The 20,503-nt window shown below is 63.7% G+C and carries 17 protein-coding genes; 11 read left to right on the plus strand and 6 right to left on the minus strand.

What is annotated here, in order from left to right:
- Positions 1-15: 15 nt before the first annotated feature.
- From guaB to AC1RGE_RS17810, 4 genes are all read left to right on the plus strand, one after another.
- Positions 16-1,485 (plus strand): IMP dehydrogenase, encoded by a 1,470-nt coding sequence (guaB, locus tag AC1RGE_RS17795; protein WP_015636874.1) that lies wholly within the window; start codon positions 16-18, stop codon positions 1,483-1,485.
- Positions 1,486-1,589: 104 nt separating this feature from the next.
- Positions 1,590-3,167: a glutamine-hydrolyzing GMP synthase gene (gene guaA / locus AC1RGE_RS17800; RefSeq protein ID WP_011063192.1), complete on the plus strand. Its 1,578-nt coding sequence runs from the start codon at positions 1,590-1,592 to the stop codon at positions 3,165-3,167.
- A gap of 324 nt (positions 3,168-3,491) precedes the next feature.
- Entirely contained in the window at positions 3,492-3,770 is a 279-nt protein-coding gene (locus AC1RGE_RS17805) for a hypothetical protein (RefSeq protein WP_026019975.1), read from the plus strand.
- 5 nt (positions 3,771-3,775) lie between these two features.
- Complete coding sequence (locus AC1RGE_RS17810) at positions 3,776-4,297, plus strand: helix-turn-helix transcriptional regulator (protein WP_492584765.1); 522 nt, start codon at positions 3,776-3,778, stop codon at positions 4,295-4,297.
- A gap of 16 nt (positions 4,298-4,313) precedes the next feature.
- On the opposite strand, the gene treR is transcribed toward AC1RGE_RS17810, so the two are convergent.
- Positions 4,314-5,018, minus strand: a complete 705-nt coding sequence (gene treR, locus AC1RGE_RS17815) for a trehalose operon repressor (RefSeq protein WP_011063188.1) — start codon at positions 5,016-5,018, stop codon at positions 4,314-4,316.
- Between the two features lie 229 nt (positions 5,019-5,247).
- Between treR and treP the strand changes: the two genes are divergently transcribed.
- The 7 genes from treP to tadA all read left to right on the plus strand — a co-directional run bounded on the left by treP (position 5,248) and on the right by tadA (position 14,712).
- On the plus strand, positions 5,248-6,690 hold the full coding sequence (gene treP, locus AC1RGE_RS17820) for a PTS system trehalose-specific EIIBC component (RefSeq protein ID WP_011063187.1): 1,443 nt from the start codon (positions 5,248-5,250) through the stop codon (positions 6,688-6,690).
- A 60-nt stretch (positions 6,691-6,750) separates the two neighbouring features.
- The gene (gene treC / locus AC1RGE_RS17825; RefSeq protein WP_011063186.1) at positions 6,751-8,400 is read left to right on the plus strand and encodes an alpha,alpha-phosphotrehalase; all 1,650 of its coding nucleotides are present in this window, start codon (positions 6,751-6,753) and stop codon (positions 8,398-8,400) included.
- A gap of 134 nt (positions 8,401-8,534) precedes the next feature.
- On the plus strand, positions 8,535-9,758 hold the full coding sequence (locus AC1RGE_RS17830; RefSeq protein ID WP_011063185.1) for a maltoporin: 1,224 nt from the start codon (positions 8,535-8,537) through the stop codon (positions 9,756-9,758).
- A gap of 60 nt (positions 9,759-9,818) precedes the next feature.
- Positions 9,819-12,356 carry a phosphoenolpyruvate--protein phosphotransferase gene (gene ptsP / locus AC1RGE_RS17835; protein ID WP_492584767.1) on the plus strand — a complete coding sequence of 846 codons (2,538 nt, stop codon included), beginning with the start codon at positions 9,819-9,821 and terminating at the stop codon, positions 12,354-12,356.
- 2 nt (positions 12,357-12,358) lie between these two features.
- On the plus strand, positions 12,359-12,649 hold the full coding sequence (locus AC1RGE_RS17840; RefSeq protein WP_492584769.1) for a PTS sugar transporter subunit IIB: 291 nt from the start codon (positions 12,359-12,361) through the stop codon (positions 12,647-12,649).
- Positions 12,650-12,847: 198 nt separating this feature from the next.
- Positions 12,848-14,224 carry a multicopper oxidase family protein gene (locus AC1RGE_RS17845; RefSeq protein ID WP_015636864.1) on the plus strand — a complete coding sequence of 459 codons (1,377 nt, stop codon included), beginning with the start codon at positions 12,848-12,850 and terminating at the stop codon, positions 14,222-14,224.
- Complete coding sequence (gene tadA, locus AC1RGE_RS17850) at positions 14,224-14,712, plus strand: tRNA adenosine(34) deaminase TadA (protein ID WP_011063181.1); 489 nt, start codon at positions 14,224-14,226, stop codon at positions 14,710-14,712. Before AC1RGE_RS17845 ends, tadA begins: the two co-directional genes overlap by 1 nt.
- Positions 14,713-14,853: 141 nt before the next feature.
- Here tadA and cmoB read toward each other — a convergent pair whose 3' ends face one another.
- The 5 genes from cmoB to lon form a co-directional block, all read right to left on the minus strand.
- The gene (gene cmoB, locus AC1RGE_RS17855; protein ID WP_492584771.1) at positions 14,854-15,810 is read right to left on the minus strand and encodes a tRNA 5-methoxyuridine(34)/uridine 5-oxyacetic acid(34) synthase CmoB; all 957 of its coding nucleotides are present in this window, start codon (positions 15,808-15,810) and stop codon (positions 14,854-14,856) included.
- The gene (cmoA, locus tag AC1RGE_RS17860) at positions 15,807-16,550 is read right to left on the minus strand and encodes a carboxy-S-adenosyl-L-methionine synthase CmoA (RefSeq protein WP_011063179.1); all 744 of its coding nucleotides are present in this window, start codon (positions 16,548-16,550) and stop codon (positions 15,807-15,809) included. The genes cmoB and cmoA overlap by 4 nt, the downstream gene beginning before the upstream one ends.
- A gap of 169 nt (positions 16,551-16,719) precedes the next feature.
- Complete coding sequence (locus AC1RGE_RS17865) at positions 16,720-17,355, minus strand: lysoplasmalogenase (RefSeq protein WP_011063178.1); 636 nt, start codon at positions 17,353-17,355, stop codon at positions 16,720-16,722.
- 1 nt (position 17,356) lies between these two features.
- Positions 17,357-17,749, minus strand: a complete 393-nt coding sequence (locus AC1RGE_RS17870) for a protease inhibitor I42 family protein (protein WP_011063177.1) — start codon at positions 17,747-17,749, stop codon at positions 17,357-17,359.
- Positions 17,750-17,909: 160 nt separating this feature from the next.
- Complete coding sequence (gene lon / locus AC1RGE_RS17875) at positions 17,910-20,330, minus strand: endopeptidase La (protein WP_011063176.1); 2,421 nt, start codon at positions 20,328-20,330, stop codon at positions 17,910-17,912.
- Between the last annotated feature and the right edge of the window lie 173 nt (positions 20,331-20,503).

Here is a 20,503-nt window from a genome sequence, read left to right on the forward strand (position 1 = left end):
CCGGGAGCCCCCGCGATGCTGCGTATCAGCCAAGAAGCCCTCACCTTCGACGACATTCTCCTAGTGCCCGGTTATTCCGAAGTACTGCCTAATGAAGTCAGTCTTAAGACCCGTTTGACCCGTGGCATCGAGCTGAATATTCCACTGGTTTCCGCCGCCATGGACACCGTCACTGAAGCCCGTCTGGCAATCGCCATGGCTCAGGAAGGCGGCATCGGCATCATCCACAAGAACATGACCATCGAGCAGCAGGCTGCCGAAGTGCGCAAGGTCAAGCGTTTCGAAGCCGGTGTGGTCAAGGACCCGATCACCATCGAGGCCGACGCCACCGTGCGTGACCTGCTCGAACTGACCAGCATGCATAACATCTCCGGTGTGCCGGTACTGCACAACGGCGACCTGGTGGGCATCGTGACTTCCCGTGACGTGCGTTTCGAAAGCCGTCTGGAAGTCAGCGTCCGTGAAGTGATGACGCCTAAAGAGCGCCTGGTCACGGTCAAGGAAGGCGCCGACAAGACCGCCGTCCGCGAGCTGCTGCACAAGCACCGCATCGAGCGTGTACTGATCGTCGACGACGCCTTCGCTCTCAAGGGCATGATGACCGTCAACGATATCGAGAAAGCCAAGGCTTACCCGCTGGCCAGCAAGGACGACCAGGGTCGCCTGCGCGTCGGCGCTGCGGTCGGTACTGGCAAGGACACTGGCGATCGCGTTGCTGCGCTGGTCAATGCCGGTGTCGACGTGGTGGTGGTGGACACCGCCCACGGTCACTCCAAAGGCGTGATCGACCGCGTTCGCTGGGTCAAAGAGAACTTCCCGCAAGTGCAGGTGATCGGCGGCAACATCGCCACTGGCGCTGCCGCCAAGGCCCTGGCCGAAGCTGGCGCCGACGCAGTCAAGGTCGGTATCGGCCCGGGCTCGATCTGCACCACCCGTATCGTTGCCGGTGTTGGCGTGCCGCAAATCAGCGCCATCGCCAATGTTGCAGCGGCGCTGGTAGGCACTGGCGTGCCGCTGATCGCCGACGGCGGTATCCGGTTCTCCGGTGACCTGTCCAAGGCCATCGTCGCCGGTGCTTCCTGCGTGATGATGGGTTCGATGTTCGCCGGTACCGAAGAGGCTCCAGGCGAGATCGAGCTGTTCCAGGGCCGCTCCTACAAGGCTTACCGTGGCATGGGTTCCCTGGGCGCCATGTCCCAGGCCCAGGGCTCTTCCGACCGCTACTTCCAGGACTCCTCCGCGGGTGCCGAGAAGCTGGTGCCGGAAGGTATCGAAGGTCGCGTGCCGTACAAGGGCACCCTGACCGCGATCATCCATCAGCTGATGGGCGGCCTGCGTTCTTCCATGGGCTACACCGGTAGCGCCAACATCGAAGAAATGCGCACCAAGCCGGAGTTTGTCCGCATCACCGGTGCCGGCATGGCTGAATCCCACGTCCACGACGTGCAGATCACCAAGGAAGCGCCAAACTATCGCGTAGGTTGATAGTGATCGCCTCCAGGCCAAGGCCCGGAGGCGATTGACGAATTTAGTAACCGGGGCTGTGTTTTTCAGCCCCGTGTCGTTTCTGAAATTAGACGAGACTGACCATGGCCCTCGACATTCACGCTCACCGTATCCTGATCCTCGACTTCGGTTCCCAGTACACCCAACTGATCGCCCGCCGTGTGCGCGAGATCGGGGTCTACTGCGAACTGCATCCGTTCGACATGGACGACGAAGCGATCCGCGAATTCGCTCCCAAAGGCGTCATCCTCGCCGGCGGCCCCGAATCCGTGCACGAAGCCAACAGCCCTCGCTGCCCGCAGGCGGTGTTTGACCTGGGCGTCCCGGTCTTCGGCATCTGCTACGGCATGCAGACCATGGCCGAGCAGTTGGGCGGCAAGGTCGAAGGTTCCGAGCTGCGTGAGTTCGGCTATGCCCGGGTTGATGTAGTCGGCAAGAGCCGCCTGCTGGACGGCATCGAAGACCACGTCGACGCCGACGGCCTGTTCGGCCTAGACGTTTGGATGAGCCACGGTGACAAGGTCACCAAGATGCCGGAAGACTTCCACATCCTGGCCAGCACCCCGAGCTGCCCGATTGCCGGCATGTTCAACGACGACCTGCGCTACTACGGCGTGCAGTTCCACCCGGAAGTGACCCACACCAAGCAGGGCGGTCGCATCCTGTCGCGCTTCATCCTCGATATCTGCGGCTGTGAAGCGCTGTGGACCCCGTCGAAGATCGCCGAGGACGCCATTGCCCAGATCCGTGCCCAGGTTGGCACCGACAACGTCCTGCTGGGCCTGTCCGGCGGCGTCGACTCCTCGGTGGTCGCGGCCCTGCTGCACAAGGCCATCGGCGACCAGCTGACCTGCGTCTTCGTCGACAACGGCCTGCTGCGCCTGCACGAAGGCGAGCAAGTAATGGCCATGTTCGCCGAGAACATGGGCGTCAAGGTGATCCGCGCCAACGCCGAGGAGCAGTTCCTCAATAACCTGGCCGGCGAAGCCGACCCGGAGAAGAAGCGCAAGATCATCGGCCGTACCTTCATCGACGTGTTCGATGCCGAATCCTGCAAGCTGGAAAACATCAAGTACCTGGCCCAGGGCACCATCTACCCGGACGTGATCGAGTCGGCTGGCGCGAAAAGCGGCAAGGCCCACGTGATCAAGTCGCACCACAACGTGGGCGGCCTGCCGGAAGAAATGAACCTCAAGCTGGTCGAGCCACTGCGCGAGCTGTTCAAGGACGAAGTCCGCCGTCTGGGCCTGGAACTGGGCCTGCCGTACGACATGGTCTATCGTCACCCGTTCCCGGGCCCGGGCCTGGGTGTGCGCATCCTTGGTGAAGTGAAGAAGGAATACGCCGACCTGCTGCGTCGCGCCGACCACATCTTCATCGAAGAGCTGCGCAAGGCCGACTGGTACCACAAGGTCAGCCAGGCATTCGTGGTGTTCCAGCCGGTGAAATCCGTGGGCGTGGTAGGTGATGGCCGTCGTTACGCCTGGGTCGTGGCCCTGCGCGCCGTGGAAACCATCGACTTCATGACCGCACGTTGGGCGCACCTGCCTTACGAACTGCTGGAAACCGTCAGCGGCCGGATCATCAACGAGATCGAAGGCATCTCCCGCGTCACCTACGACGTGTCGAGCAAGCCGCCGGCCACGATTGAGTGGGAATGATCGGGGCCGAGTGATCGGCGCTTGATCCATTCGCGTTAGCCAATGGCGATCGGGACCTTCGGGTGTCGATCGCCATTGTCGTTTCTGGGGGATTGCCTGCGGTACACATCGGCATTTGTGTTGCAGGACCTTTGGAAGCGGCGCTTTTTCGCCTTCCGGCAATATCACGTAAGACATGCTCGGCCCCTTGTCCTGGGCTTCTCTCTACCCTTGGATCTCCCCCCCGCCTGTTTTTGCTGCGGCTTGTTCGCGGCGGGGTTTGATCGGAGGGCACAAGGTTGTCGGTTGACAACCTTGTGTGACTGGCGATACTGGAGGCTATGGATGGCTCGTGCAACTCATCCCAAGAAGGACATTGAAATGGCCCTGCGCTACGCCGAATGGCAGGGCTGGCGCATCGAGGTCGGCGGTGGTCATGCCTGGGGGCGGATCTACTGTCCGTACAACAACGAAGTGTGTCGCTGTGGCGAGTTTTGCATCACCAGCGTATGGCGCACGCCGAAGAATCCGACCCAGCACGCCCGGGCGTTATGCCGGGTGATCGATAACTGCACCCTGAACCAGCTGCGTGGAGCCAAGTCGCCGGCAGCCCGCAAGGAGTAAGCACCATGGAATACCTGTTCACCCTCAACTACCTGCTGCCGCTGGAGGGCTGTGATCCGCTGCAACTGGTGGAGCGCCTCGGTGCGGCGGGTTGCACCGACGTCCTGGTGGGCACCGGCCTGGCCGGGCGCCTGGCCCTGGAGTTCAGTCGCGAGGCCGAGAGTGCCGAAGCGGCGCTGCTCAGTGCCCTGGGGGATATCAAGCGGATCATTCCCGAAGCGCGGCTGGTGGAGGCCAGCCCGGATTTTGTCGGCCTCAGCGAGATCGCCGAGATCGTCGGCGTGTCCCGGCAGAACATGCGCAAGCTGATGCTCGGCCATGCCGACAGCTTTCCCCTGGCGATCCATGAAGGCAGCGCTTCGCTGTGGCACTTGGCGGAGGTCCTGAGCTGGCTGGACAGCAAGGGCGGCTACGCCCTCAAGCACCCGGTGATCGAGGTGGCGCGGGTGGCGCAGCAGGTGAACACCGCCAAGGAGTCGCAGCGCATCGGCCCCCTCAGCGATGAACTGGTGGCCTTGCTGGGCTGATGGGGCAGGGTGGGGCTTAGCGCCGCGCCACGTCGGAGAAGTAGAACTTGTCCAGGGTGTGCCGTGATTCGGTGTACTCGAACTGGCGCCCGTCCTGGAGAAAGGTCTGGTTGCTCACCACGATCACGTGGCTCTGGCCGTCCAGGTCGAGCAACTGCTGGTCGTCCTTGCTCCGCGGGCTGGCCTCGATGGTGCGTTGGGCGTAGCTGATGCTCAATTGCAGGGTTTGTTCGATGTAGGCATAGATCGACTGCTCGGCGATTTGCCGGTCCAGCCCCGGAATCAGATCGGCGACAAAGTGGTTGATGTCGAGAATCACCCGTTTGCCGTCAATGCGCCTGACCCGCTTGATCCGGGTGATCAGGCTGCCTTCTTCGGCTTGTAGATGGGCCCGCAGCGGGCCTTCGAGAGGAAACTGGCTGAACTCCACCACCTCGGTGCTGACGTCATCCCCCAGGCCTGGATAGGTTTCCTGGAAGCTGACGATGCCGCCCAGTTGGAACTCGATGGGATTGGGCGAGAGCACGAAGGTGCCCTTGCCGTGGATCTTCTGCGCGAAGCCGCGCTCCTGCAGCAGTTCGATGGCCTTGCGCACGGTGCCGCGGCTGGCCTGGTAGCTGTCCATCAGTTCGCTTTCCGAAGGCAGGCGGGCGCCACGCTCCAGACGTTCGGTGGTGATGCTGGCAAGCAGATCGCTGTAGATCTGGTTGTATTTGCTCATGGGATGGCTCTGTGCCGCGCTGTGCTCAAGGCAGGCACCTTAAGGGCTGCGCGGGGTATTTGTCCATGTACCTGGCAGGCCGGAGTCGGCTCGGAAAAGCACATTTCGAGCGTTGGCCCGAAGAAAAATCCAAACTCGTCTGTACGAGTTGTTGATTTAACTCGTACAGACGAGTAGTTTCCTCCTCGGCGTGCTGCCAATAACAAAAATCTCAGGTGGAAGAACGAGCATGAGCCACGACTATTCAACGATCGCCAGCGAGTTGCTGCACAGCCTCGGTGGCGCCGACAACCTCGAGCAGGCTGCCCATTGCGTGACCCGCCTGCGCCTGGCCCTGAAGGACCCGAGCCGGGTCGACAGCGCCACGCTCAATCAGATCGACCTGGTCAAGGGATCGTTCTTCACCGGCGGCCTGTTCCAGGTCGTGATCGGCCCCGGCGAAGTGGAAAAGGTCTATGCGGCGCTGCGTGAGCAGACTGGCCTTGCGGCCTCGACCATTGCCGATGTGAAGGACAAGGGCGCGCAGAAGACCCATGCCATGCAGCGCCTGGTGCGGGTGTTCTCCGATGTGTTCATGCCTATCCTGCCGGCCCTGATCATCGCCGGCCTGCTGATGGGGGTGAACAACCTGCTGGGTGCCAAGGGCATGTTCATCGAGGGCCAGACCCTGCTCGAGGCCTACCCGGGCCTGGACGGGCTGTGGAGCCTGATCAACCTGATGGCCAACACTTCCTTCGTGTTCCTGCCGGCCCTGGTGGGCTGGTCGGCAGCCAAGCGCTTCGGCGGCAGCGAGATCCTCGGCATCGTCCTGGGGCTGATGCTGGTGCACCCGGATCTGCTCAACGCCTGGAACTACGGCAAGGCCGTGGCCGGGCTGGATGGCCAGAGCCTGCCGTACTTCGACATCCTCGGCCTGTTCCAGATCGAGAAGGTCGGCTACCAGGGGCAGATCCTGCCGATCCTGCTGGCAGCCTATGTGATGAGCGTGATCGAAAAATGGCTGCGGGCCCGGGTGCCCAACGCCATTACCCTGCTGGTGGTGCCCATCACCACCATCGTGGTCACCGGGGTGCTGGCCCTGGCGATCATCGGCCCGGTGACCCGCCATCTGGGGATCCTGATCACCGAAGGCGTGGTCACCCTGTTCGACCTGGCGCCGGTGGTGGGTGGGGCGATCTTTGGCCTGCTCTATGCGCCGCTGGTGATCACCGGCATGCACCACATGTTCCTGGCGGTCGATCTGCAACTGATCTCCACCCAGGGCGGCACCTTTATCTGGCCCATGATCGTCATGTCCAACCTGGCCCAGGGCAGCGCGGCCCTGGCGGTGTTCACCATGAGCCGCAATGCCCGGGACCGCAGCATGGCTTCGACCTCGGCGATCTCGGCCTATTTCGGCATCACCGAGCCGGCGATGTTCGGCGTCAACCTGCGCTACAAGTTTCCGTTCTATGCCGCGCTGATCGGTTCGGCCCTGGGCAGCATCTTCCTCTCGCTGAACAAGGTCCAGGCCTCGGCTATCGGCGTCGGTGGGCTGCCGGGGTTCATCTCGATCATTCCGCAATACATCCCGATGTTCGTGATCGGCATGGTCGTCGCCCTGGTGGTGCCTTTCGTCCTGACCTGCGGCCTGAGCCTGAAGATCATCCGTCCCGGCTACCGAGTGGCCTGACCGGCCCTGCAGGAGCCGGCTCGCCGGCGAATGCCCTCGCACTTTCCAAAGGATTCCCCCATGCAAGACTGGCAGCGTTCGGTGATCTACCAGATCTACCCGAAAAGTTTTCACAGCCACCAAGGGCAGGCCACCGGCGACCTGCTGGGAGTGGTAGACAAGCTCGACTACCTGCACTGGCTGGGGGTCGATTGCCTGTGGTTGACCCCGTTCCTGCGTTCGCCGCAACGCGACAACGGCTATGACATCAGCGACTACTACGCCATCGATCCCAGCTACGGCAGCATGGCCGACTGCGAGTTGCTGATCGCCGAGGCCGGCAAGCGCGGGATCAAGCTGATGCTGGACATCGTGGTCAACCACACCTCCATCGAGCACGCCTGGTTCCAGCAGGCGCGCAGCAGCCTGGACAACCCCTACCGGGATTTCTACATCTGGCGCGATGAGCCCAACAACTGGGAGTCCAAGTTCGGCGGCTCGGCCTGGGAATACGAAGCGCAGACCGGGCAGTACTACCTGCACCTGTTCGATCACACCCAGGCCGACCTCAACTGGGACAACCCCCAGGTGCGTGCCGAAGTCTTCAAGATGATGCGCTTCTGGCGGGACAAGGGCGTCGGCGGCTTTCGCCTCGACGTGATCAACCTCATCTCCAAGCCTGCGGACTTCCCTGAGGACCAGAGCGATGGCCGGCGCTTCTATACCGATGGCCCGAACGTTCATGAGTACTTGCAGGAAATGCATCGGGAAGTGTTCGCCGGCCATGACCTGGTGAATGTCGGCGAGATGTCGTCCACCCGCCTGGAACACTGCATCCGCTACTCGAACCCGGGGTCGAAGGAGCTGTCCATGACCTTCAACTTCCATCACCTGAAGGTGGATTACCCCAATCAGCAGAAGTGGTTGCGGGCCGATTTCGACTTCCTTGAACTCAAGCGCATCCTGTCCGACTGGCAGTGCGGCATGCAGGCCGGCGGCGGCTGGAATGCGCTGTTCTGGTGTAACCACGACCAGCCCCGGGTGGTATCGCGCTTTGGCGACGACGGCGAACACCGTGTGGTGTCGGCGAAGATGCTGGCCACCGCATTGCACCTGCTGCAGGGCACGCCCTTTGTCTATCAGGGCGAAGAGCTGGGCATGACCAATCCGCATTTCCAGCGCATCGAGCAGTATCGCGACGTCGAGACCCTGAACATCTACCGCCTCAAGCGCGAGGCCGGTGAAGAGCCGCAGGCCATCATGGCGGCGATCCAGCAGAAGTCCCGGGACAACGGGCGTACGCCAATGCAGTGGAATGCCGGGGCCAATGCCGGTTTCAGCAGCGGCACCCCCTGGATCGAGGTTGCGGCCAACGCTGGCCAGATCAATGTCCAGGCACAGCTCGACGACCCGCAATCAGTGCTGCACCACTATCGCCAATTGATCGCGTTGCGCCGTGAGCAGGGTTTGATCCAGCACGGCGTCTATCGCCAATTGCTGCCCGAGCATCCGCAGGTCTGGGCCTACGTGCGGGAAGGGCAGGGCGAGCGACTGCTGGTGGTGAACAACTTCTACGGTTCGCCGTGCGAGGTTGAATTGCCGCAGGAGGTCGTCGAGCCGGGCATGCAGCAGCGTCTGCTGATCAGCAACTACCCGGGGGATGGCGCCCGCAGCCGGCATTTGCGGCTGCGGCCCTATGAGTCCTTCGTCCTGCACCTGACCGACTGCTGACAATCCTCGCAGAAGCCGCCGGGCGGTTTGCGTCTGCCGTGAATGCGCTGTTGCAGATACAGCGCAGGGCTTCGTTCGTCGGCAAGCCGGCTTCTGCGGATCGAAATATCACAATAAAAATAATGGGGTGGCTTATGAAAACAACAATAAATCGCGGCCTGGCGGCGTCCTGCCTGTGCCTGGCATTGCCCTTTCCGGCCCAGGCCCTGGAGTTCGCCGGCTACTTGCGCAGCGGCCTTGGCACTTCGGTCAACAGCGGCCCGCAATCCTGCTTTCAGCTACCCGGCGCGCCCTCCAAGTACCGCCTGGGCAACGAGTGCGAGCAGTACGCCGAGCTTGAGCTGCGCCAGGACCTGTACACCCTGGAGGACGGTTCGGTACTCAGCGTCGACGGCATGGCCTCGCTCTACAACCGCTACGACCGCAACCTGACCTTCCAGGGCGAAAACGGCTCGGCGCGCATGCCGCAGATGTACGCCCAGTGGTCGAACCTGCCCAGCCTCAATGGCGGCTCGCTGTGGGCCGGGCGCCGTTACTACAAGCGTAACGACATCCATATTTCCGACTTCTACTACTGGAACCAGAGCGCCACCGGCGGCGGGGTCGAGGACGTGCGCATCGGCGATCTGAAATACAGCTACGCCTTTTCCCGCAAGGACAACCTCTACCAGAAGCAGGCCGTGAGCCGTCATGACTTCAACGTTGCCGGTTTCCAGACCAACCCCGGCGGCGAGCTGGAGCTGGGCCTGAGCTACCTGGAAAAGCCCGATCGCCGTGGTGCCCACAATGGCTGGGCGATCACCACCCAGCATGTGCAGAAAGACTTCTTCGGTGGCAAGAACAAACTGGCCCTGCAATACGGTGAGGGGCCCGGTACCGGCCTGGGCTACACCGGCAATCCCTACCTGGATGACGGCAACAAGAGCTATCGCCTGGTGGAGTTCTTCGATTGGCAGGTCACCCCGCGCTTCGGCGGCCAGGTAGAGGCGGTCTATCAGAAGGACATTCGCCCCGACGGCCAGGACCAGAACTGGATCTCCCTGGGTGTGCGCCCGGCCTATGCCATCACCGAACAGTTCAAGCTGGTGACCGAGTTTGGTCATGATCAGGTGGAGGCGCCCGGGGGCACCCGCAAACTCAGCAAGTTCACCTTCGCGCCCACCTGGTCACCCAAGGGGCCGGAGTTCTGGGCGCGGCCCGAGGTGCGCCTGTATTACACCTATGCCAGTTGGAACGAGGCCGCCAAACGCGCGGCCAACGAACTGGCGGCCGGCTCCGCGCTGTCCGACAGTGGTGTCTTCGGCACTGCCCGACACGGGGCGAACGTCGGTTTGCAGGTCGAGTACTGGTGGAAATAAGCGATGCTGTCGGGGCTCGCGCTCCATCGGCACTTCAAGGAATCATTAGCAGGTGACGTCATGGCCATAACCCAACCCTTGCAATTGCTCGCGCCCCTGTCCGGTGTGCTGCTGCCCCTGGACCAGGTTCCGGACCCGGTGTTTTCCAGCCGGGTGATCGGTGACGGCGTGTGCATCGACCCGACTTCCCAGACCCTCTGTGCGCCTCTGTCCGGGGTGGTCAGCAACCTGCAGCACAGCGGCCATGCAGTGAGCATCACCGGTGAACAGGGCCAGCAGGTGCTGATGCACATCGGGCTGGACACGGTGAACCTCGCGGGCAAGGGCTTCACCTGTCTGGTCGAGGAGGGTCAGCAGGTCTCGGCAGGCCAGCCGTTGATCGAGTTCGATGCTGATTATCTGGCCCGGCACGCGCGCAGCCTGTTGACCCTGATGCTGGTGGTCAGTGGCGAGGCGGTGACGGGGCTGGTGTCCGGCAGCCTGCTGGTGGAGCTGGGACAGCCGGTGTTGCAGATCGAGCCCGCCTGCGCAGAGGAAGGGGCCAAGGTCGAGGGCGCTGAAGCAGAGGCGCTGTTTTCCAAACCGCTGATCCTGGGCAACCCCCAGGGGCTGCACGCACGTCCGGCGGCGTTGCTGGCCCAGGCCGCCAAGGGCTTTGCCGCGAATATCTGCCTGCACCGGCGCCAGGACTCGGCCAATGCCAAGTCCCTGGTGTCGATCATGGCGTTGCAGACGGTGCAGGGCGATGTCTTGCAGGTCAGTGCTGCGGGTGCGGATGCCGAGCAGGCGATCCAGGTTCTGGTGGAACTGCTGGCCTCGGGTTGTGGCGAGAAAGTCAGTGCTGCGGCGCCGAGTCCTGAGCCAGTAGCGGCGCGGGATGAGTCGCAGGAGACGGTTCTGCGGGGTGTCTGTGCGTCACCGGGTTCGGCGGTTGGCCAGGTGGTCCATGTGGCTGAGCAGCGCCTGCAGATAAGCGAGTGGGCGGCAAACCCGCAGCAGGAGCGTGAAGTCCTTGAGCGGGCCTTGCGAGAGGCGGTGCGGGGCCTGCAACAGCTGCGGGACAATGCCCCGGGTGAAGCACAGCAGGAAATCTTCCGTGCCCACCAGGAACTCCTCGACGACCCGAGCCTGTTGCAGCAAACCGAAGCCCTGATCGTCACCGGCAAGAGCGCCGCCTTTGCCTGGAACAGTGCCATCGAGGTTACCGCCGAGCTGTTCAAGGGCCTGGGCAGCACGCTGCTGGCTGAACGCGCGGTGGATCTGGCGGACGTCGGCCAACGGGTGCTCAAGCTGATTCTCGGGGTGCAAGAGCATGCCGTGAGCTTGCCGGACCAGGCCATTCTGATTGCCGAGCAACTGACCCCCTCGCAGACCGCCAGCCTGGACACGGCCAAGGTGCTGGGGTTTGCCACTGTCGGCGGCGGCGCCACCAGCCACGTGGCGATTCTCGCCCGAGCCCTGGGCCTGCCGGCGATCTGTGGGCTGTCGCCCCGGGTCCTGTCCCTGGCCAACGGCACCCGGGTGCTGCTGGATGCCGATCGCGGCGAACTGCATACGGACCCGGACCCGCAACGCTTGCAGCAACTGGAGTCCCTGCGTCAGCAGCAACGCCTGCGCCAGCGTCAGGACCTGGCCCAGGCGGCGCAACCGGCGGTGACCCGCGATGGTCATCATCTGGAGGTCACGGCCAACATTGCCTCTCTGGCGGAGGCCGAGCAGGCCATGAGCCTGGGAGGCGAGGGCGTCGGCCTGTTGCGTTCGGAGTTCCTCTACCAGGACCGCAGCCACGCCCCCAGTCTGGAGGAGCAGGCCGAAACCTATCGGGCCATCGCCCAGGCCCTGGGCCCTGAGCGCAATCTGGTGGTGCGCACCCTGGACGTGGGCGGCGACAAGCCCCTGGCCTATGTGCCCATGGACAGTGAAGCCAACCCCTTTCTCGGCCTACGGGGCATCCGCCTGTGCCTGGAGCGCCCCGAACTGCTGCGGGAGCAGTTCCGGGCGATTCTCGCCAGCGCCGGGCAGGCACGCCTGCACATCATGTTGCCCATGGTCAGCCAGCTGGCGGAGCTGCGTCAGGCGCGGCAGCTACTGGATGACGAGGTTCGGGCCCTGGGCCTGGCGGAAAGGCCCAAGTTGGGCATCATGATCGAGGTGCCTTCTGCGGCCCTGATGGCAGATCGCTTTGCTCCGGAGGTGGATTTCTTCTCCATCGGCACCAACGACCTGACCCAGTACACCCTGGCCATGGACCGTGATCATCCGCGCCTGGCCAGTCAGGCCGACAGCTTCCACCCGTCGGTGCTGCGCCTGATCGCGCGAACGGTGCAGGCCGCCCATGCCCACGGCAAGTGGGTCGGAGTCTGTGGTGCACTGGCGTCCGAAACCCTGGCAGTGCCGCTGTTGCTGGGCCTGGGGGTGGACGAACTGTCGGTGAGCGTGCCGTTGATTCCGGCCATCAAGGCCCGGGTACGCGAGCTGGATCTGAGCGAATGCCAGGCGCTGGCAGCTCGGATCATCGATCTGGAGGACGCGGTTCAGGTACGTGAATACCTGCACAAGCAGCAAGTCGCAGCCGATTCACTGGTTCTGGAGAACTGAAGATGTTCGAGAAATTGCAACGCGCGTTCTGGAAAGCCCTGACTCCGGACCTGATCCCTGATCAGCCGAAGGCCCCCAGGGCCAACGGCAATGTTCTGAATGACGCAATGCTGGCGGCGCTGGGTGGCAGCGCCAACATCAAGAGCCAGCAACCCCTGGCCCTGACCCGCCTGCGCCTTGAGCTGCATGATCCGCAACTGCTGGACAGCAGCGCCCTGCGCGTGGCGGGGGTACCGGCGGTGATGCTCCTGGCCGGTGGCGTGGTGCACCTGCTGTTGGGGTTGCAGGGCTGAGGGGCCTGTTCGCCGGCCAACCGGCTCCTGCAAGAGCAACGGGCTTGCCAGCGAGCAGACTCTCGAAAACACCCATCGTTTCCCCGTCTCGCCTGCGTCCCGTCGCCGCGCCGGCCTTACTGTTTCTCAACTGCGGGTGTATCGTATTCGCCTTTTGCGGGCCTGGGCCCGCGGCTGATACGTGAGGTAGTTGAGTCCATGTCCTTTACCCGTCGACAAATACTCGGTGGTCTGGCCGGTCTGGTAGTGGTGGGCGTGGGGGCGGGCGGCGCATCGCGTTATTGGCTGGGAAAGATGGCTGACGCTGAGGCGGGGCACGATTACGAGCTGATCGCCGCGCCACTGGACGTGGAGCTGGTGCCTGGGCACAAGACCGAGGCCTGGGCCTTCGGCCCTTCGGCGCCGGGTACCGAACTGCGGGTGCGCCAGGGCGAATGGCTGCGGGTACGCTTCATCAACCACCTGCCGGTGGCCACCACCATCCACTGGCACGGCATCCGCCTGCCCCTGGAAATGGACGGTGTGCCTTACGTCTCGCAACTGCCGGTGCTGCCCGGCGAATACTTCGACTACAAGTTCCGCGTGCCGGATGCCGGCAGCTACTGGTATCACCCCCATGTGAACAGCAGTGAAGAACTGGGTCGCGGCCTGGTGGGCCCGCTGATCATCGAAGAACGCGAACCCACCGGCTTCAAGTACGAGCGCACCCTGAGCCTGAAAAGCTGGCACGTGGATGAAGAGGGCGCGTTCATGCCCTTCAGCATCCCTCGGGAGGCGGCGCGCGGTGGTACGGCCGGGCGCCTGTCCACCATCAACGGTGTGTCCCAGGCGGTGATCGACCTGCCGGCCGGGCAGATCACCCGGGTGCGCCTGCTGAACCTGGACAACACCCTGACCTACCGCATCAACATCCCGGATGTCGAAGCGCAGATCTATGCGCTGGACGGCAACCCCATCGAACCGCGCCCCTTGGGCAAGGAATACTGGCTGGGCCCGGGCATGCGCATCTGCCTGGCGATCAAGGCGCCGGCGGCCGGTGTGGAGTTGTCCCTGCGCAACGGACCGGTGCGCCTGGGCACTTTGCGCTCGGTGGCCAACAACGACGCGCCCACCCAGTGGCCCGCCGCCTTGCCGGCCAACCCCGTGGCCGAGCCGGATCTCGACAACGCCGAGAAGCTCAACTTCAATTTCGAATGGGTTGGCTCGGTCTCGGTGAACGTGGACAATGGCAAGCCGCCTAGCCTGTGGCAGATCAACGGCCAGGCCTGGGACATCACCGACAAGACCTGCGCCGACCGCCCGATTGCCACCCTGAAAAAGGGCAAGAGCTACATTTTCGAATTGAAGAACATGACCCAGTACCAGCACCCGATCCACTTGCACGGCATGAGCTTCAAGGTCATCGCCTCGAACCGCAAGAAGATCACCCCCTACTTCACCGACACCTACCTGCTGGGCAAGAACGAGCGTGCCCGGGTCGCCCTGGTGGCGGATAACCCGGGGGTCTGGATGTTCCACTGCCACGTGATCGACCACATGGAAACCGGCCTGATGGCCGCCATCGAGGTGGTGTGATGCGCCAGATACGCCCGGCGCCGATCATCGACCGCAGCCGCGACCAGGACTTCATGCGTGAAGCCCTGGCCCTGGCCGCGCAGGGCGCTGCCCTGGGCGAGGTGCCGGTTGGCGCGGTGCTGGTGCTGGATGGGCAGGTCATCGGCCGTGGCTACAACTGCCCCATCAGCGGCAGCGATCCCAGCGCCCACGCCGAGATGGTGGCGATCCGCGAAGCGGCCCAGGCGGTGAGCAACTATCGCCTGCCCGGCAGCACCCTGTACGTGACCCTTGAACCTTGCAGCATGTGCGCCGGGCTGATCGTCCATTCGCGCATTGCCCGGGTGGTGTACGGCGCACTGGAACCCAAGGCCGGCATTGTGCAGAGCCAGGGGCAGTTCTTCACCCAAGGGTTTCTCAACCATCGAGTGCTGTACGAGGGCGGAGTTCTGGCCGAGGAGTGCGGCACGGTGCTGAGCGAATTCTTCAAGGCGCGTCGAGCGCGCTGATCTCAAACCGGTTCGCGGCCTACACAAAACCGTAGGAGCCGGCTTGCCGGCGAAGAGGCCCTTGAGCCTTGCGCCGCTCTGGCGGGCGCCTTCGCTGGCAAGCGGAACGCCGCCCGGCCAGCTCCTGCGGGGGAAGGCGGGTTATTTCTTGGCGACTATCACCGCACGCATCGGCGCCGGCAGGCCTTCGATGGTCTTGCTGTGGTCGTTGGGGTCCAGGAAGTCGCTCAGGGACTGGTACTTCATCCACTCGGTGCCGCGCTGCTCCTCGACGCTGGTCACGCTGACATCCACGCACCGCACGTCGCTGAACCCGGCGCGCCGCAGCCACAGTTCCAGGGCCGGCACCGACGGCAGGAACCACACGTTGCGCATCTGCGCGTAGCGGTCTTCCGGTACCAGCACCTGATGCTGGTCGCCTTCCACCACCAGGGTTTCCAACACCAGTTCACCGCCCTTGACCAGGCAGTCCTTGAGCGCCAGCAGGTGCTCGATGGGCGAACGGCGGTGGTAGAACACCCCCATGGAAAACACCGTGTCGAAGCCTTCCAGGTTGGCCGGCAGGTCTCCGAAGGGGAAGGGCAGGTGCCACACCGAAGGCTCCGACAAGTAACGCTGCACCGCCTGGAACTGGCAGAAGAACAGCCAGTTGGGGTCGACGCCGATCACGCTGTGGGCGCCGGCGCCAAGCATGCGCCACATGTAGTAGCCATTACCGCAGCCGACATCGAGGATGCGCTTGCCCTCAAGGTTCAGGTGCGGGGCGACCCGCGACCACTTCCAGTCCGAACGCCATTCGGTGTCCACGTGCACGCCGAACAGGTCGAACGGGCCCTTGCGCCACGGCGACAGGCCCATCAGTGCGGTGCGCATCTGCGCCCGAGTGGCGTTGTCGCAGTCGGTGTCCAGGCGCAGGCCATTGATCAGGTCGATTTCGCTGGGCTGGATCTTCGGCAATGCATCCAGGGCGCTTTGCCAGCGCTCCAGGTCGCCATGGCCTTTTTCCATCTTGGCGTCGAGCTGGGCTTGCAGCCCATTGGCCCAGGTGGCCAGGGGCGTACCCGCCAGACGGCGAGCGAGGGGGGACAGATCAATCATGGCAGGGCAATCAACGAGGCAAAGTTAAGGCATTGGAACCACGGCACGACTTTCGAGAACCCGGCAGCCAGCAGGCGTTCGCGGTGTTCTTCGAGGCTGTCGGGCTTCATGACGTTTTCGATGGCACTGCGCTTCTGGGCGATTTCCAGTTCGCTGTAGCCGTTGGCGCGCTTGAAGGCGATGTGCAGGTCGGTGAGCAGGGCGTGTTCCTGGTCATCGTTGAAGCGCAGCTTCTCCGAGAGGATCAGCGCGCCACCGGGTAGCAGCGACTGGCGGATGCGCCCGAGCAGGGCCAGACGCTGCTCGGGGGCGATGAACTGCAGGGTGAAGTTCAGGGCCACCACCGAGGCCGGCTGGAATTCCAGGGCCAGGATATCGCCCTCGATCACCTGCACCGGCAGCAGCTCCTGGAACATCGAATCCTGGCCGTTGAGGTATTCCCGGCACCGTTCGACCATGGCTGCGGAGTTGTCCACCGCGATGACCCGGCAGCCATCCGTGCGCACATGGCGGCGCAGGGCCTGGGTCACTGCCCCCAGGGAAGAGCCCAGGTCGTAGAGCACGCTGTTGGGCTGGGCGAACTGCGCCGCCAGCACCCCGAGGTTCTCGACAATGGTCGGGTAACCCGGCACCGAGCGCTTGATCATGTCCGGGAACACCCGCACCACATCCTCGTTGAAGGCGAAGTCGGGCACCTGGGCCAGTGGCTGGGCGAAAAGGCGGTCGGGTTCTTTGCTCACGGCGGTTCCGGCGATGGAGATAAAAAGAGGGCGGCATTGTAGCCGCTGCCGCAGGCTGCGATAAGGCCCGCAGGGCCTTCAGGGGCGCAAGGGCGACGCAAGGTGGGGTCCTTTCGCCGGCAAGCCGGCTCCTACGGAGAGTAGGGACCGGCCTGTCGGCGCAGGCGGCTCAGCGTGGCTTCTGGCTGAACGCCGAAGCGGCAATGCCCCACTGGCCCAGCCAGTAGAAAATGATGATCAGGTAGGGCGCGGCGTCGAAGGCCAGCACGAAGCGGCTGATGCCGATCAGGCTGTCGGAGAAGGCAAAGCTCAGGGCGCCCAGCGCTGCCAGTACCGCGGACCGCGTGGGCACCGCTGAGCCGAGGCGTGCCAAGGCGCGCCAGAGCATGGCGCTGATGGTCAGGGCGTAGACGATCACCGGCACCAGCAACGGCCCCAGGCCGTGGGAGATCAGGATGCTCAACAGCACCGCGCCAATGGCCAGTGCCACCAGCAAGGGCAGCAGCGCCGGGCGCCGGCAGTCGCTGAGATAAGCCTTGAGGTAGGCCAGGTGTGCCACCAGGAAGGCTCCGAGACCGAACACGAACAGGTCCGTGGGCCAGGCCAGCAGGACATCCCCCAGCACCGAGAACAGCAGGCCGATGATGATCCAGCGCCGGTAGTCCCCGGGCGGTGCATCGTGCAGCCAGCCCAGCAGGGCCAGCACCGGCAGTGGCTTGACCAGCAGGCAGAGCAGGGTGGCATGCACGCTGACGCCGTAGAGGAAGGTCGCGGCGCCCATCAGCGCCAGTATCAGCCAGCCCATGTCAGTTCACCGTGATCGAGCAGTCGAAGGCCTTCACCGGGGCCTCTTCCGGTGCCCAGGGTTGCTGGTAGGTCAGCAGCAGCCGGCCCTGGCCGCTGGCGAAGGCCTGGAAGCGCCAGGTCGACTGCCCGCCACTGCCCACCAGGCCGGTGTCTTCGGGGTTGCTGTAGACCTCGGGGCTGACCTTGCGCAGGATGCCGCCGGCCGAATCCTGGATCGCCCAGCGATAACCGGTGGTGGGGTTGCTTGGCAGGGTGAGGATCAGGTTCTGCCCATTGTGCAGTTGCAGCGGGCATTCACTCTGGTTTTCAACGGTGACGTTCTGCTTGGGCTGGCTGGCGCAAGCGGTCAGCAGGGCGAGGCTGAGCAGGGCAAGAAGGCGGGGTGTGGGCATGGGTCAGGAAGCTCCGATCATTCATGACGAACGGCGAGCATAACTGAAGATGATGGGCGGTGTGGGGAGGGGAATAAAGGTTGGCGGTTATGGCCTGTTCGCCGGCAAGCCGGCTCCTGCGAGGGGGGCCCTGCAGGAGCCGGCTTGCCGGCGAAAGGGGTTAGAACAGTACTTTGGCCACGTCGGCAAAACGCTTGGCAAAATGCACGGTGATGCCTTCCTTGAGGTAGTCCGGCAGTTCTTCGAAATGCCCGCGGTTGGGCTCCGGCAGGATCAGCTCGTGGATCTTCTGGCGCCGCGCGGCGATGACTTTCTCGCGCACCCCGCCAATGGGCAGCACGTGGCCGGTGAGGGTCAGCTCGCCGGTCATGGCCACGCCTTTCTTCGGCGGCTGGTTGCGCGCCAGGGACAGCAGGGCGCTGGCCATGGTCACCCCGGCACTGGGGCCGTCCTTGGGGGTGGCGCCTTCGGGAACGTGCAGGTGGACGAAGGCTTCGTCGAAGAACTTGCTGTCGCCGCCGAATTGCTTGAGGTGCGAGCTGACGTAGCTGTAGGCGATCTCCGCCGATTCCTTCATCACATCCCCCAGTTGCCCGGTGAGCTTGAAGCCGCGGTTGTGGGTGTGAATGCGCGTGGCCTCGATAGGCAGGGTGGCGCCGCCCATGCTGGTCCAGGCCAGGCCGGTGATGACCCCGGTGCCGCTCAGGACCTGCTCGTTACGGAACACCGGCATGCCCAGGGAAGCCTCCAGGTCCTTGGGCGCGATCTTGATCGTGGCGTCCGGCTCGTCCAGCAGCTTGACCACGGCCTTGCGTACCAGCTTGCCCAGTTGTTTCTCCAGCTGGCGCACCCCGGCTTCCCGGGCGTAGCCATCGATCACCGTGCGCAGGGCGCTGTCGCTGATGCTCAGGCTGGTCTTGGCGACACCGGCCTTTTCCAGCTGCTTGGGCCACAGGTGGCGTTTGGCGATGGCCAGTTTTTCTTCGGTGATGTAGCCGGACAGGCGAATCACTTCCATACGGTCCAGCAGCGGGCCGGGAATCGAATCCAGGGTGTTGGCAGTGCACACGAACAGGACCTTGGACAGGTCCATGCGCAGGTCCAGGTAATGATCGAGGAAGTCGACGTTCTGCTCCGGGTCCAGGGTCTCCAGGAGGGCCGAGGCCGGGTCGCCCTGGTAGCTCTGGCCCATCTTGTCGATCTCGTCGAGCATGATCACCGGGTTCATCACCTCCACTTCCTTGAGGGCCTGCACCAGCTTGCCCGGCTGGGCGCCGATGTAGGTGCGGCGGTGGCCCTTGATCTCGGCTTCATCACGCATGCCGCCGACGCTGAAGCGGTAGAACGGCCGCCCCAGGGATTCGGCGATGGATTTGCCGACGCTGGTCTTGCCGACACCGGGTGGGCCTACCAGCAGCACGATGGAGCCGCTGATCTCGCCCTTGTAGGCGCCCACCGCGAGGAATTCGAGGATACGGTTCTTGATGTCGTCGAGCCCGGCGTGGTGCTTGTCCAGCACCTTGCGCGCGTGCTTGAGGTCGAGCTTGTCGTCGCCGAAGACACCCCAGGGCACGGCCGTGGCCCATTCCAGGTAGTTGCGGGTAACCGCATATTCCGGCGAGCCGGTCTCCAGGATCGACAGCTTGTTCATTTCCTCGTCGATGCGTTTCTGCGCCTGGGGCGGCAGCACTTTGCCAGTCAGGCGCTGTTCGAACTGCTCCAGGTCGGCGCTGCGGTCATCCTTGGTCAACCCCAGCTCCTGCTGGATCACCTTGAGCTGCTCCTTGAGGAAGAACTCGCGCTGGTGCTCGCCGATCTTGCGGTTGACCTCGGCGGAAATCTCTTTCTGCAGGCGCGCCACTTCGACTTCCTTGCGCAGCATCGGCAGGACTTTTTCCATGCGCTTGAGCATGGGTACGCAGTCCAGCACTTCCTGCAGTTCGTTGCCGGTGGCGGAGGTCAGGGCGGCGGCGAAGTCGGTCAGGGGCGACGGATCGTTGGGGCTGAAGCGGTTGAGGTAGTTCTTCAGCTCTTCGCTGTACAGCGGGTTGAGCGGCAGCAACTCCTTGATCGCATTGATCAGCGCCATGCCGTAGGCCTTGACCTCGTCGGTGGGCTCGCTGGGCTGATGGGGGTACTCGACCTCCACCAGGTAGGGCGGACGATGGTGCTTGAGCCAGGTGCGGATGCGCACCCGGGTCAGGCCCTGGGCAACGAACTGCAGCTTGCCGTTTTCACGGCTGGCGTGATGGACCTTGACCAGGGTGCCGTACTCCGGCAGCGCGGAGGTATCGAAGTGCCGCGGGTCCTCCTGCGGGGTGTCCATGAAAAACAGGGCAAGGGAGTGATGCTCGGATTTGCTCACCAGTTCCAGGGTTTCAGCCCAGGGCTCTTCATTGACGATGACCGGCAATACTTGCGCAGGAAAGAAGGGACGATTGTGAATCGGGATGATGTAGACCTTGTCCGGCAGATTCTGTCCGGGCAGGGCCAGGCCGGTGCCATGGGCAGCCTGGTGTTCGGTGTTTTCCGGATCGACGTAGTCACGTGGATCTTCGGGAAATTCTTGCTGGTCGCTCATGGAGGCTCCTGCGCGATGGACTATGCAGCTTAGATGGGGCGGGTCGCCGCGGGTTTCAATGGGGGACTGGTTTCAGCGTTTTTCCGAAGCGGTGGGAAATGCCGCTGCATCGCCCCTTGCCCTGGCAGAGAAGCGTTGCATAGCCGCGGTCTAGGCTGTTCTTGCTGCATGTC

The organism is Pseudomonas sp. GW823-FHT02C05, assembly GCF_058797595.1.